The organism is Rothia nasimurium, assembly GCF_928381415.1.
Lineage (GTDB): Bacteria > Actinomycetota > Actinomycetes > Actinomycetales > Micrococcaceae > Rothia > Rothia nasimurium_H.
In genome coordinates, this window is the sequence record NZ_CAKMSF010000005.1 from 17,557 (window position 1) to 30,557 (window position 13,001).

Genomic DNA, 13,001 nt, shown 5'->3' on the forward strand with positions numbered 1-13,001 from the left:
CCTGGGACTGTAATACTGGCAGGTTAACCACTGGGGTGCCTAGTATGGTGAGCAACACAAAGGAGTAAATCCATGCGCCCTGCCCGCATTTTCACGCCTGCCGCCCTGGCCGCTGGCATGCTCACCCTTACCGGCTGCGGCCTCTTCGGCAGTGACGCCGAACCGGCCAGTACCGCCACCCCCAGCGCGACAGATGAAACTTCGGTAGCCCGCGTCCTTCGCGTGATCGACGCCGATACCCTCAGCCTGGAAAGGGACGGCACTACTATCACCGTTAACCTGCTGAATCTGGTTACCCCGCAGGCCAAGCACGATAATGAGGATATGCGTTGCCTGGCTACAGAGGCCACCGAGTACCTGACCAAGCTTTTACCTGTCGGCTCACCCGTTACCCTTACTTACGATGAGGCCCTAGGGGCGGGGGAAACTAGTCAGCCAGAGCCCTCCGCCAGCCCCACCGTTGAGGTTACGGCGGGAGTCACCCTGCCCGATGGGCGACTACTTAACGCTGAGATGGCCAGAGTGGGCTTCGGCGTAGCCGTTACCGAGGGCAGCTCCACCCTCTATGAAACTATCAGCGCAGCCCAAGATGAGGCTGATCAGCAACAGGCAGGTATCTACAGTCGAAGTGTTGATTGCGCACTCCCGTCCCAGTTAAATTCTACTCTCACCAGTGTAAATAACGCCCAAGGAATAGGTCTTAAAGAGCCCCTAGAAGCCGCAGATTCTCTCACCCGCCGCCTTGAAGAGTACGAAACTGCCAGCGACCTGCCGCTGCTCTCAACCGTCGCCCAAACCCAGTCCGTCAAAACCCTGCGCGATGCCCTCGTCCGCGCCCGCGACAGCAAACGCATCGTCTACAACCTGGCAGAAGAAGCCGAACGAGAAAGACTAGAACGCGAAAAAGCAGAAAAGGACGCTAAGGGCGAACCCCCGGCCGAAGCTAGCCAGCCGCCAGCTCCCGAACCCACCTCAGCCAACCCGGACAACACCCACCCGGGCGATACACCCCACCCCGAAGACCCGGCAAGCTCCACTTCAGCCCCCTAAATTCACCCACCAAACCAAACACAAGGACGCCGCCCCTCACCCTCCTGCCTACAGGCACGGAGGTGAGGGGCGGCGTCCGCTACGTTCAACCGTTGTCTAGGAACCCGGGCGTACCGGAGTAGCCTCTGCCTCAGCCTTCTTCTGCTGGTTCACGCTGGTACCGTTTTCAGGGTAGAAATCATCGCCCAGGAGCGAGCGAAGTTCATTCAGCTGTGTGTTTACAGCATCTAGGGTCACAATTGACCCCACCCACTGAGCAGGGGCTTTAGTCTGGTCTTCTAAATCCCTGTAGAGGGCAGAGGCATTTTGGTAGATGGTCTGGCGTTCAGCTTCACGTTGCCTCTGTTCTACCGGTGCTTCGGCTGACGTGTCTACTTCCCAGCTTTTAGCATCTTCTACAGCTGTTTTTTGTGCTTGAATTTGTGCGGGAATCGTGCACTCAATGTCTTTGGAGTATAGGCCGATACCTTCGTTGGCGGCGTCCTGCTGGGCCTGAGAAATCTCGCCATAGAACTCATCTGTAGCGGTAGTAAAAGTAGTAGCCACCATGCCGGCCCGCGCCATATCCCGGTTGATAAAAGCGTCACCCGAATACACCGCAGCCTCAACATAGCCGGTCGCCCCGCGCTGGGACTCATCAAAATTCAGAGTCACCTGGCTACCCTCCGGTAGCTTCTCAGCCAGAAGGGCCTTTGACTCACTCACCAGGCAGTTAGAAGAGAGGGCCACACCGTTATCGGTGGGGGAAGAAGTGTTAATCAGGCGAACCTGCTTCTCAACCCCATCAAAACTGGCGGTAAAAGTATTAGCCGACTCAACCGACACCACCGTAGCCGTCATGCCATCAGTGTAAGTAATAGTCGGGGCACTCGCGGTGCTACCGGCCGTATCACCGGACCCACAGGCTGTGAGAGACACCAGGGCGAGAGCAAGCAGCGGGGCTAAACGCTTCATCAAGCATCACCGTTCTCAGCGTTATAGGCGGCCTCGCGGTACATACCCAGAGGGCCCTGGTCCGCAAAGGCGCGCGAGTGGTTGTAGCGGTAAAGGCGCGGCGGGCGGTGACGGGTGCCCTCAACACGCTTACCTGTATCAATAATAGACTTGGACGCCGCAATCTGGCGGCGGAAGTTCGCCGGGTCAAGCGTCCGACCCAAAATCGCCTCATAGACCTCACGCAGCTGGGCGAGCGTGAACTCCTCACCCAAGAAGGAGTGGGCGATACGGGAGTACTCCACCTTATTCTGCAGGCGGTAGAGGGCGTATTCAACGATCTCGTTGTGGTCAAAGGCCAGGATAGGGAGCTCTTCGATGGGGAACCAGCGGATGTTCTCGTGCACGCGGGTGCGGTTCACCTCGGTCTGGGGGATCGATGCCCAGTAAATCACCGACACCACCCGCTCATGCTTATCTTCCTCAGCAGGAACAGGCAGAGAGCCACCCTCACGCATAATCTTGTAATCCGGGGTGCGGTGCACATCGCCAAAAGCATAGAGCTGCTCAAGGTAACCCGGCACCAGGCCGGTCGCCCGCTGAAGGGTATAACCAGCTGCCTCTTCAAGCGACATATCGGGCTGAAGCGGGCCACCCGGCAGAGCCCACTGGCCCTTATAGGGCTCACGCAAGCGACGCACCAGCGGCAGCCACAGCGAATGGTGAGACTCGCCCTCCTTGCGGCGCAGAGCCAAAATCACGGTAGAAACAGCAAGCGAAACCGACGTATGGTCAGCATCAAGATGCTCATCGTGGTGGGCCTGGGCGGCATTCGGCAAAGTCATGTGGCTCCCCGGTCGTAGGCAGTAAAAATCAGGACGCCCCACGGCGACCTCTACACCCATTCTAGTCAATCGGTCAAGAGATAACCCCAGCCCAACACCCCGGGCACAAGCCCGGGAACAAAAACAAGGACGCCGGCAGACAGCAACCTGCCCACCGGCGTCCTGGCGCGGAGCAAGCTACGAAATTTTCCAGCCTCGCAAGCTCGGCTGATTCGGCTAATGCCTGCGGCTCCGCAGGCTCCGCCGATTCGCCAGAATTGCTATTTCGCTTCGCGGAAATTCTGGCTCATCCCTTCGGCCGAGCTGAAAATTTCTTCGCAAGCTACGAAATTTTCAGCTCTCCCATCTCATCCCAGTCGTTGCCGTCGATCGTGCGGGAAATAATCTTGGGGGTCTCGGCCAGCCAGGGCTTCATGGCTTCCAGCCCCTTGGCGAAGTGATCCGACTCTACGTGAGCTGCCGCGGCGTCGTCCTCAAAAGCCTCAACGAGAACAACCTCGTTGGGGTCTTCCACGCTCAGTGACCACTCAAACCACTTGTTGCCCGGCTCAGCGCGGGTGGCCTCGGTGAACTCGCGGGTAGCGGCCAAAAAGCCCTCGCGATCGCCGTCCTTAACCTGGTATTTCACAACAATGAAAATCACGGGTGTTCCTTCACTCGATTGATAACAGTTCACTTACTATCTTTCCGAGGTAAAGAAGCAAAAGCAAGGCAGAGACCAACTTCCTGTAACGAAGATGCCCTTCGAAAAGTGCACATGCCTGTCACTTTTTAACGGGAAGTTGCACTTTTCAGGGGGAACCGCCCGCGGGCCGCCCAGCAGAGCAGGAACCCGGCAATCATGGTCAGCACGATGACGCCGCCGGTGGGCAGGTTAAAAGCCCAGGAAAGGTAAAGCCCCACCGTGGATGTCACTGCCCCGAAGGCCGGTGCAAAGACCATCATGCGCCCCAGGGTGGAGCAGAGTAGGCGGGCGCTCGCCGCCGGAACCACCAGCAGGGCCAGCACCAGCACATTGCCCAGGGTCTGCAGAGAAATCACAACAGACACGGTGACCACCACGTAGAGCAAAATATCCAGGGCCAGCACCGGCAGACCCGCCGCTTTCGCGCTCTCCTTATCGAGCGATACCGCCACAATCTCCTTATGGAAGAGCCCCAACACAAGCACCAGCACAGCAGCAATAGCCGCCGCCTGGGCAACGTCCGCCCCTGAAATACCCACGATGGAACCGAACAAAAAGTCCTGCACCGACCCCGAATACCCCGGGGCCAGGGAAATGATGGTGATACCCAGAGCGAAGGAACCGGCAAAGAAAATACCGATGACCGAGTCCTCTTTGAGTTTCTGGTTCTGGCTAAAAATCGCCACCAAAATAGCGGTGATGACGCCTGCCACCAGGCCGCCCACGACCAGCGACCCACCCACGACAAAGGCCACCGCCAGGCCTGGGAAGACCGAGTGGGCAACAGCGTCGCCGATGAAGACCATGCCGCGCATGACCACATGGCAGCCCACCAGCCCGGTAATCAGGGAGGCAAGGACGACCGCCGCCAGTGCTCGCGCCAGGAAAGCCAGGTTGGGGTTGAAAAGGTCTTGGATAAATTCGTAGGGAGTAATCATGTGTTTGTATCGGTGGGGAATCTGGAGATGAATCGTACGAGGCGTGAATGGACGCCCCCGAAAGCCGACTGGCTGGGGCTGGCATGAATTGCGTGTGAGCGCTAGCGAACCCGCAAGAAGGTTAGTCGGCGCGGGGGCGTCCTGAGCGCCTAACTTATATGCTTGGCATCCCTCTCACACCCTTCATGCTGCCCATGCAGGAAGGCGTAGAGTTCTTCGATGCTGTGTTGCTGGGTGGGGGCGTCCACGGCGAGGTGGCCGCGCACCCCGACGATGCGGGTGCACCAGGTGCGGGCGGCGATCATGTCGTGGGTGGACATCAGAATGGTCATCCCCTCGGCGGCTAGCGCCCGGTAGAGGCGGTTGAGGGAGTCCTGGGTGGGGGCGTCCACGCCGGTGAAGGGTTCGTCGAGAAGCAGGAGCTTGGGGGCTGACGCCAGGGCGCGGGCCAGCAGGACTCTCTGCTTTTGCCCGCCGGAGAGTTCGCCCACGGGGCGGTCTTTGAGGTCGGTCAGCTCTGCCTTGTCGAGGGCGGAGTAGACTGCCTGCCAGTCGGCGCGGCGGGGGCGGCGGAACCAGCCGATGGTGCGGGTGCGCCCGCTCATGACGGCGTTTTCAACGGTGATGGGGAAGTCCCACTGGAAGAGGTGCTTTTGGGGTACGTAGCCGATGTGGGCGCGGGCTTTGAGGGGCGGTTCGCCGAGAATGTCGATACGCCCTTTACTGGTCGGCACAAGCCCGAGTAGGGAGCGCAGCAGGGTGGTTTTGCCTGCGCCGTTTGCTCCGATCAGCCCGACAAATTCGCCGGGGTGCAGGGTGAGGTTGAGACCGGCGAGGACGGGCCGCCCCGGGTAGCCTGCGTGCAGGTCGGTGATGGTGACGGTGGGGGCGGACGCCGCTGCGCCGGTTTCTCGCACGGGGGTAGGTGAGGCGGTGGTCATGCGCGGCCCCCGGTGGACTGCTCGAAGGCTTCAGCCTTAGCGGCTGCGGAGCGACGGGCTAGGAGAACACCACCGACGGTGAGGGCCAGAAGTAGCGCGCCACCACCGGCCATGAGGCCAATCGGTAGGGTTGAGTCGCTGTTCTCTGCTTCACTGCTGGTGCTTGAATCGCCAGCTGCCGCAGCGGTGGAGGTTGCCTCGGTCGCCTGGGCGCTCGCGTCCTGGTCTTCCCCCTGGCTCTCGCCCCCTGAGCTGCCCTCGTCAACCGCACCGAGGGCGTCCGCCCCGGCAAAGACCTGCTCGTTAGTCACGGTCGAGCCAACGGCGAAGAGCAGGCGGGCGGTGTCGCTGACGACGGTGCCGTCGGCCAGTTCAGCGTGGGCGCGCACGGTCAGGTAGTAGGCGCCGGGGGCGGTGAAGACCCAGTTGGCGTGGGTGTGCACGTTGGGTTCAACGAAGATGTCCTGGGGGTTGGTGCTGTCGGAGGTCCACAGCACTTCCGGCGCCCCGAAGGTGCCGTTTTCCAGGTACATGGAGAACCTGCCGGGGCCCTCTACCCCCTCAAGGGTGAAGGTGACGCCGCGGCCAAGGCGCTCCACCATCTGGGGGTTCTGGGTGTTCCAGCCGGGCCAGACCACCCCGGCCAGCTCGGTCTGTGGGATCACATAGACCTGCTCCCCGGGGGAGGCCTGCACAAAGGAGTAGCGGGGGTCATCGGGCACGGCCATCATAGCGGTGTCATCGCCGCGCAGCACCACGTCGGCAGGGTCGCGCCAAACAGGCTCGGCAGTTGAATCATCGCGGAACATGAGTTCCCAGGAGCCCTCGACAAAGGCCGGGCCCATATCAACGTGCCCAGCGGCGATCTCGTGCTGGCCGCTGATGACCGGCTCGTCGGGCGAGAGGGTCTGTTCCAGGGCGCGCTCTTCGGCGCTCTTATTCTCTTCGGCCGCGTAGGCTGCGGGGGTCAGCGCGGACGCCGGCACCAGCAGGGCTGCCAGGGCCAGGGCAGTGGTGAATCGGGGAGAGATTTTCATGGAAATCCTTGGGTTAGGTGGAACAGGTGCTAGGGGCTCACAGCGAAGCTGTGGAACAGTCGGTAATGGCCTGCGCGTTGGCCAGCATCATTTGGGAGTACCTGGGGGCATCTGCATCGAGGGAGTCGGAGTAGAGTTCGCAGACCCGCACCCCGGCCTCCTTGCCTACCTGTTGGAGCACCGGCGTCCTGTTCATTGACCCGCGCTCGGTGTAGAGGGCGGGCACGGCTAGGTCGTCGATGGTGCGGCGCAGGCGCTCGCGCTGCTGGATGCTGGGTTCTACGCCCGCGCCGGGGGAGACGTACCCGGCGACGGTGAGCCCGTAGGTTGAGGCCAGGTAGCGGTAGCCGTCGTGGGTGGTGACCAGGTTTTTGGCAGCGTCGGGGAGCTGGCCGTAGATGCGGTGGAGTTCTCGGTCGGTGTCTGCCAGTTCGGTGAGCAGGGCTTCGGTGTTGGCCCGGTAGGTGGCGGCCCCGGCGGGGTCGGCGGCGGTGAGGGTGTCGCGCATGAGCTGGGCGGCGGCCATGGCGTTGGGAACCGAGTGCCAGATGTGGGGGTCGATTTCGCCGTGGACGTGTTTGCCCAGCACCGCCTGGGCCAGCAGGTAGACCTGGTCGCCGGGCTTGCCGAGGAAGCGGTACTGGGGCCCGGCGGGGAGTTCCTGCAGGGTGCGGGAGGGTACCGCAATGACGGTGGTAGCGGGGTCGTGTTCGGTGACCTGCCCGTCGGAGTCGGTGCGAATCACCAGGCGGCCGGTGTCGAGCTGGGCGGTGAGGTCGGCATGCCCGGCATCGAGGACGGTGACGGGCTGGCCGGTGGCCTCCTGTAGGGCGCGTGCCTGGGCGTCGGGGGAGACACCGACAGCAAAGTGTACGGTGGTTGGGCGGACGTCGGTGAGGCCGTCCAGGGACGCGCCGTCAGCGCCGCGGGCCTGAGCTTCAAGCTCCAGGGAGTATATACCGGGTTGGGTATATGCCCATGAAAGATGGGTATGGGCCTGAAGGGGCAGGGAGGTTTCCCCCAGATTCCCGGCCTGCGTGCGGCCGTCCGCACCGGAGTCCGCCACCTTCTCAACCGACCCGAAGGTTCCGGTAATAAAGGCGGCGAGCTGGCCCGGCCCGCTGGCGGCAGTGGCCCTGAAGGTGACCGAGGCGTCGCGACCCAGGTCGGCATCGCGCGGAGCACCAGAGGTGCGCAGACCCAGCCAGATGGAGTCGAGGGAGGCGTCCTCAACAATCGGAATCAGGCTGCCCCCGTAGCTCTCAATCTCTTCGGCAACCGCCACCGAGAGCGCCCCCTCGGGCAGGTTAGCGTCGACCGTGCGCACCAGCTTCTGCTGCTCCAACAGTAGACCGTTGGTGAAGGCTACGTCGGCGTAGGCTACGTCGCGAACATCGCGCAGGGAGGGCTCGTAGGTGTGGGGGTCAGCCCCGGCAGGGACCAGCGAGGTCACCCGGGCCCTGTCCCCGGCAACGGCCGAGGTCAGGTCGGCCACAATGGGGGTGGAAGCCACCACCTGCAGGCCCTCCCGGCCCCGATCCCCTGTACCGCCACAGCCGGTGAGGGTCAGCAGGGCGGTCAGCAGGAGAGGGGCGAAGCGGCGAAAACGGTTACGCTGCACGGCGGGCAGAGCGGCGACGAACAAAGAGCAGGACGCCCGCCCCGGCCAGCAGGGTCAGGGTACCGGCTGCGACGAGGGCGCCAGTAGAAGAGGTGCCGGTGTAGGCCAGCTCGCCCCGGGCTGAGGCCTGCTGGGCCTTGGCGAGCTCATCCTCGCTCAGGGTGCAGTCACGCCCGTCGGCGGTCTTGCCCACGATGCGCACCTGGGAGCCATCAGGGCGGGTGACCAGGCCGGTGGCACTATCAACCGAGCCCTGCCCATCGCCTGCGGGGGGCTGGGTGCTAGAGCTGCTACCGGCGTCCTGCTGCTGGGTCTGCTGTTGGGCCTGGGCCATATCGCCCACCTCAAAATTCAGGGTGCCGCTGGCCGAAACCTGCCCGCCGCTCTTGAGCGGCACAGACCAGGTGAGGGTCGCGGAGTAGACGCCGGGGGTGGTGAAGACCCAGTTGGCGTGCTGGTGGGTGTTGAGCGGAACCGAGAAGGAGTCGCCCACCCCGTTAAAGACGGTGGTCCCGGCTGATCCAAAGTTGCCGGAGAGGAAGACCGACAGCTTGCCTGGCCCCTGTAGGTCGGTCAGGGTGAGGGTTGCTGGGCCGGAGGCCTGGGCAACCAGTTCGGGGTTCTGGGTGTTCCAGCCGACCCAGGGCACGGTGGCCTGCTGGGTTGCCCCGATCAGGTAGACCTCGGCCCCCGCCGGGGCGATATGGTCCATGCCGCCGGGCATGGTGGTCTTGGCGCCGTCACCCAGCACAAAGGTCAGGGCGCCGGGCTGCTTCCAGGTGGCAGGGGAGGTGCGGTCGTCCTTGACCTGGGCTGAGAGGTTGCCGCCGCTCAGGACCGCACCAAAATCAAAGTGGCCGCTGGTGGCCTTGCTGGTGCTTGTGTTGACGGCTTTTTGGATGGTGAAGGCGGGCTTGTCCAGGGTGCGCGCGGACGCCCAGTTAGCCGTACCTGCCTCACCCTGCTGGGCCTGCTCAGCAGGTTTGACCAGTTCCTCGGTGGCCATGCACTGTTGGGACGCGGTGCCCCCGCTACCGCCTGCCGCTGAGTGCTGCTGGGCGGGGTGCTGTTGAGCTGGGTTCTGGACGGCCGGTGCCCGGTGAACCTGGTTGCTGCTTCCCGCCGCCGGGGCCGCATGCTGCTGGCTGGTCTGGGCGCTGGCACTTTCCTGGCTACTGCCGGGGGCCGATGCCGGGTTGAAGGGGGCGTAGCTTGGTGCTGCCGGTGCGGACGCCGCTGCCTCGGTTGTCTCTACCGGTGCAGGTGCACTGGGCTCGGGGCTAGTAGATGAAGGTGCCTCGGGTGCCGCGCTGGGGGAGGGAGTGGCAGTTGGCTGCGCTGCCTCGGTTGGGCCGCCCAGTTCGGCAGGGAGCTGCCCCACCACAAAGGTGTAGGTCTGCTCGGTGCTGACGGGGGTGCCGTCCGCCCGAGTGGCGCTGGCACGGAAGGTGAGCTCGTAGGCGCCGGTGGCAGTGAAGGCCCAGTTGGCGTGCACGTGGGAGCCAACCGGCTGCTGCAGGGTGGGCAGTTTCTCGCGGGAGCTAAAGACCCGTTCGGTGCCGAAGGGGGAGGACTGGAAGACCTCGACCGCACCGCCTTCGGGGGCCTTGGTTTTTACGAGTTCTAGGGTCAGTTTGTCGCCGGCTAGCTCACCGGGGCGGATCCCCTCGGTGTTCCAGCCGGGCCAGAGCACCCCGGCTACCTGGGTCTGGGGTGCTAGCCAGATGGTTGACCCATCGGCACCCAAGAAATCGAACCCTGCGGGTACACTGACCCTGGTTTCAGCGCGGTCTTGCAGGTTGAAGACTGTCTGGGCGGGGTCAAGGCGGGTGCGGGGGGCGCCGGGTAGGTCGGCGTAGGTGAAGAGGTCTAGCTGGCCGTCGGCTAGAGCCATGGCCAGGGCGTCGGTGTGCTCGACGGTAAGGATAGTGCGCGCCGCGGCTTCTTCGTTTGCGGTGGGGGCTGCCTGGCTGGCGGTAGGGGCAGGACGCTCCTGCTCGGCTACTACGGGTGAGGCTGCTAGGGGGCCTGCAAGTAGAGCCACGGAAAGGGCTGCAACCGAGAGGGCGCGGGGGAACTGGTGCATGGGTGGGTGCCTTCTATGTGTGTTGTTTGGCTTTTCTTGACACATAGAATATCTTTAATGATAATCATTCTCAACTTGTGGGTGGTCTTCTTGCCACCCACCCCGCACACACTAGAAAGACCGCAATGCAGAACCAAGCACCCGCGTCCTCCCCCTCACTGCGCCCGGCTGCCCGCAGGCGTCCTTACCGTGCCCTAACCCTCTCGGCCCTGGCCATCGCCACCCTGGTCGGCTCAGCCCTGCCCGCCGCCGCAGGCCCCGACGACGGCAAAATCGTAGGCACCCAGGCTCACATTGACGCCCCGCAAACCGTCTGGGAAAACAACAGCTTCAGCCTCTACGCCAAGATGCCCCACGGTGACAAAAATGACGCCCTCGTACCCTTTGACCAGTCTGTTCTCTGGCTGGGCAAGGGTTACTCCGCCCGTGCCGAGGCCAAAAATCAGTACATCTTCACCGTGCCCGACTCCCCCAACGCCAGCTTCCTGGGCAAGCCCGGCGACAAGCTCTACATGGCCCCCTCCCTGCCCTATGGCAACCACAACCCGGCTTGGGTCGGCTTCGGGGCAGACACTAACGTGCCCGTAGAAAACTTCCGTGACGGCACCTTCACCCTGGACCTCCTGAGCGTCAATGGCCCCGGCGTCATGGAAATGTTTACCTACCGCTCCAACTACTTCCCCAACGATGTGCGCCGCATGCTCAGCTCCACTGATCCCGACTTCCAGTCGGCCGTGCTGACCCCCGGTTCCCACACCCACAACTTCACCACCTTCTCCCGTCCCGGCCGCTACGAGGTCACCTACCGCACTGTAGCCCGCGGGCTTGACGGCCAAACCATCGAATCCAAGCCCACCACTGCCGTCTGGCAGGTGGGCGGCAATCGCCCCATTGACGGCTCGGGGGCTGCCAGCGAAACCCCGCTCATCGATACCTACAACAAGGCCCTCACCACCTCTCTTGCCGCAGAAAACTACAGCCTCACCCTGGCACCCAAGGCCGCTGTGGAGCAGGACGGCGACGAATCTCTGACCGACATCACCTTCGACGCCGGGCGCACCGACATCTCGGGAACCCTCACCCTCTACAACCAGGGCTACTTCCTGACCGATGTGCGAGTTGAAGGCGGAAAAGCCACCTGGTCAGAAATGCTGGGCTCTCTAGATTCCCAGATTCAGGGCGTCTTCATTCCGGACGGCGCCGCGGCAGATTCGGGGGCCAGTGCTGCCAAGTGGGTGACCCCCGCCCTGACCTACGCACCCGGGGAGAGCGCGTCCGTGCGCTCAGATGCGGGTGAAGGACGCTGGCCCGCCCCTGCCGCTGACCCCGGTAACACCCTGCTCCCCACCGGCCACCATGCCCTGACCAGCGGTGACTACACGGTTACCATCAAGCCCTCAGAGCATGAGGGCTACAACCTGGTGCAGATTAAGTTCGCCGACCCCACCGTGCGCGGCTACGTTTCAGGTGGCATGTTCCGCCGGGCCGAGGACGCCTCGGGGGCTGCCAACTGCTACGCCCACATCGATAACGGGGTTGCCAGCTGCTACCTGAGCGCAGCCAGCTGGCTCAAGGGCTACCATGCCATCTTCAACATCACCCCCCACCCCGACATGGACGCCCGCACCGACCGGCACACCGTCACCAGCGACTATGTGCCCGGCCAGGAATATAGCTCCAGTGGCTCCCTTACACTCACCGACCCCGTGGTAGCTCCTAGCCAGCCTGAGCCCAGCCCTGAGCCCAGCTCACCTGCTCCTTCACCCAGCACTCCAGCTCCGACCCCGTCTGCTCCTGCCCAGCCTGAGCCCACCGCTAGCCCATCCGCCCCCGCCCAGCCCCTGCCTGATGCCCGCCAGTGCCAGGCACCTGAGCTTGAAGGTCGCTACCTGCTCACCGACGGGCACGTCGATATCAAGGCATCCCTGGCAGGCGGGGCGCTGAAGCTGGCGCTGAAGGACGAGACCGGGGCTGTCACCCGTGAAGCTGCTGAGCGCTCCCTGAATGATGTGGTGCTGGGCCTGGGCGATAACACCCGCTTCACCCGCCAGGAGCAGATGATGGCCCCCGAGCTGGACTTCCTGGGCGAGGCCGGTAGCGAGTTCTACGGCCTGCCGCAGACCCAGCAGGCCGGTATTCTCTGGCCCGGCTGGAACACCCAGGACGTTGACTATGCCCAGCTTGCTGGGCCGGTCACCCTGCATCTGGTGCCGGTTGAGGTTCCGGACGGCGCTGCCTACGGGGTCTACGAGCAGGACTTCGCCGGGGCCGTCACCCTGCACGCCGGGGGCGCTACCAAGGACACCACCATCGACATTGATTTTGCTACCCACGCCCATGCTAACTGGGTCTTTACCGATCCAGGTGTCTACGGGTTCGATGTCTACTACAGCGCCCCGCTGCCCGATGGAACCACGGCCCGCAGTGAGACCCAGCGTGCGGTCTTTGCTGTAGGCGGCGCGGCGATTGACGGCTGCCTGGTTGCAGCTGAGAACGCCCCCAGCCCTGAGCCCAGCCAGCAGCCGACTGCCCAGCCCTCAGGGGAGTCTTCCGCCCAGCCCTCAGGGCAGCCTTCTGTGCAGCCCAGCAATCAGCCGACCGCCGGGGTAGGTGGGCCTGGCTCCACCTCGCCGGGGGCAGGGGAGCTGGCGGACGGCGTCCGCGCAGCTGGCAATGACGGCACAAGTGGCGGCGCCGGGGCGGTCACCGGCCAGTCTGGCACCGGTCAGAGCCAACAGGCCTCGGGCAGTGGTGGAAGCCTGGCCTCAACCGGCGCGTCGGTGCTGGGTGTAGCTGCCGCCGGTGCCCTGGCACTGGGGGCGGGCGTCCTGACGCTGCGCCGCCGTCAGCGCTAACCCCCTGCTG

General features: G+C 63.8%; 10 protein-coding genes. 2 read left to right on the forward strand and 8 right to left on the reverse strand.

The window, feature by feature from the left end; genetic code table 11:
• Positions 1-72: 72 nt before the first annotated feature.
• A complete protein-coding gene (locus tag L7A20_RS06625) occupies positions 73-1,050 on the forward strand; it encodes a thermonuclease family protein (RefSeq protein WP_237222844.1) in 978 nt (325 codons plus the stop codon).
• A 96-nt stretch (positions 1,051-1,146) separates the two neighbouring features.
• On the opposite strand, the gene L7A20_RS06630 is transcribed toward L7A20_RS06625, so the two are convergent.
• The 8 genes from L7A20_RS06630 to L7A20_RS06665 all read right to left on the reverse strand — a co-directional run bounded on the left by L7A20_RS06630 (position 1,147) and on the right by L7A20_RS06665 (position 10,136).
• Complete coding sequence (locus L7A20_RS06630) at positions 1,147-2,007, reverse strand: hypothetical protein (protein ID WP_336603567.1); 861 nt, start codon at positions 2,005-2,007, stop codon at positions 1,147-1,149.
• Entirely contained in the window at positions 2,004-2,828 is an 825-nt protein-coding gene (locus tag L7A20_RS06635) for an NUDIX hydrolase (RefSeq protein ID WP_237206920.1), read from the reverse strand. Before L7A20_RS06635 ends, L7A20_RS06630 begins: the two co-directional genes overlap by 4 nt.
• A gap of 322 nt (positions 2,829-3,150) precedes the next feature.
• The gene (locus L7A20_RS06640; protein ID WP_237222845.1) at positions 3,151-3,471 is read right to left on the reverse strand and encodes a putative quinol monooxygenase; all 321 of its coding nucleotides are present in this window, start codon (positions 3,469-3,471) and stop codon (positions 3,151-3,153) included.
• A gap of 128 nt (positions 3,472-3,599) precedes the next feature.
• A complete protein-coding gene (locus tag L7A20_RS06645; RefSeq protein WP_237222846.1) occupies positions 3,600-4,451 on the reverse strand; it encodes an anchored repeat-type ABC transporter permease subunit in 852 nt (283 codons plus the stop codon).
• Between the two features lie 149 nt (positions 4,452-4,600).
• A complete protein-coding gene (locus L7A20_RS06650) occupies positions 4,601-5,392 on the reverse strand; it encodes an anchored repeat-type ABC transporter ATP-binding subunit (protein ID WP_237205377.1) in 792 nt (263 codons plus the stop codon).
• The gene (locus tag L7A20_RS06655; RefSeq protein ID WP_237222847.1) at positions 5,389-6,429 is read right to left on the reverse strand and encodes a choice-of-anchor M domain-containing protein; all 1,041 of its coding nucleotides are present in this window, start codon (positions 6,427-6,429) and stop codon (positions 5,389-5,391) included. The genes L7A20_RS06650 and L7A20_RS06655 overlap by 4 nt, the downstream gene beginning before the upstream one ends.
• A gap of 37 nt (positions 6,430-6,466) precedes the next feature.
• Entirely contained in the window at positions 6,467-8,074 is a 1,608-nt protein-coding gene (locus L7A20_RS06660; RefSeq protein WP_237222848.1) for an anchored repeat ABC transporter, substrate-binding protein, read from the reverse strand.
• A complete protein-coding gene (locus tag L7A20_RS06665) occupies positions 8,040-10,136 on the reverse strand; it encodes a TIGR03773 family transporter-associated surface protein (RefSeq protein ID WP_237222849.1) in 2,097 nt (698 codons plus the stop codon). Before L7A20_RS06665 ends, L7A20_RS06660 begins: the two co-directional genes overlap by 35 nt.
• A gap of 125 nt (positions 10,137-10,261) precedes the next feature.
• On the opposite strand from L7A20_RS06665, the gene L7A20_RS06670 reads away from it, so the two are divergent.
• Positions 10,262-12,991 (forward strand): choice-of-anchor M domain-containing protein, encoded by a 2,730-nt coding sequence (locus L7A20_RS06670; protein WP_237222850.1) that lies wholly within the window; start codon positions 10,262-10,264, stop codon positions 12,989-12,991.
• Positions 12,992-13,001 lie beyond the last annotated feature (10 nt).

Coding starts and splice junctions, on each gene's coding strand:
- L7A20_RS06655 (WP_237222847.1), bottom strand. CDS start 6,429: ATGAAAATCTCTCCCCGATTCACCACTGCCCTGGCCCTGGCAGCCCTG.
- L7A20_RS06645 (WP_237222846.1), bottom strand. CDS start 4,451: ATGATTACTCCCTACGAATTTATCCAAGACCTTTTCAACCCCAACCTG.
- L7A20_RS06665 (WP_237222849.1), bottom strand. CDS start 10,136: ATGCACCAGTTCCCCCGCGCCCTCTCGGTTGCAGCCCTTTCCGTGGCT.
- L7A20_RS06670 (WP_237222850.1), top strand. CDS start 10,262: ATGCAGAACCAAGCACCCGCGTCCTCCCCCTCACTGCGCCCGGCTGCC.
- L7A20_RS06650 (WP_237205377.1), bottom strand. CDS start 5,392: ATGACCACCGCCTCACCTACCCCCGTGCGAGAAACCGGCGCAGCGGCG.
- L7A20_RS06635 (WP_237206920.1), bottom strand. CDS start 2,828: ATGACTTTGCCGAATGCCGCCCAGGCCCACCACGATGAGCATCTTGAT.
- L7A20_RS06625 (WP_237222844.1), top strand. CDS start 73: ATGCGCCCTGCCCGCATTTTCACGCCTGCCGCCCTGGCCGCTGGCATG.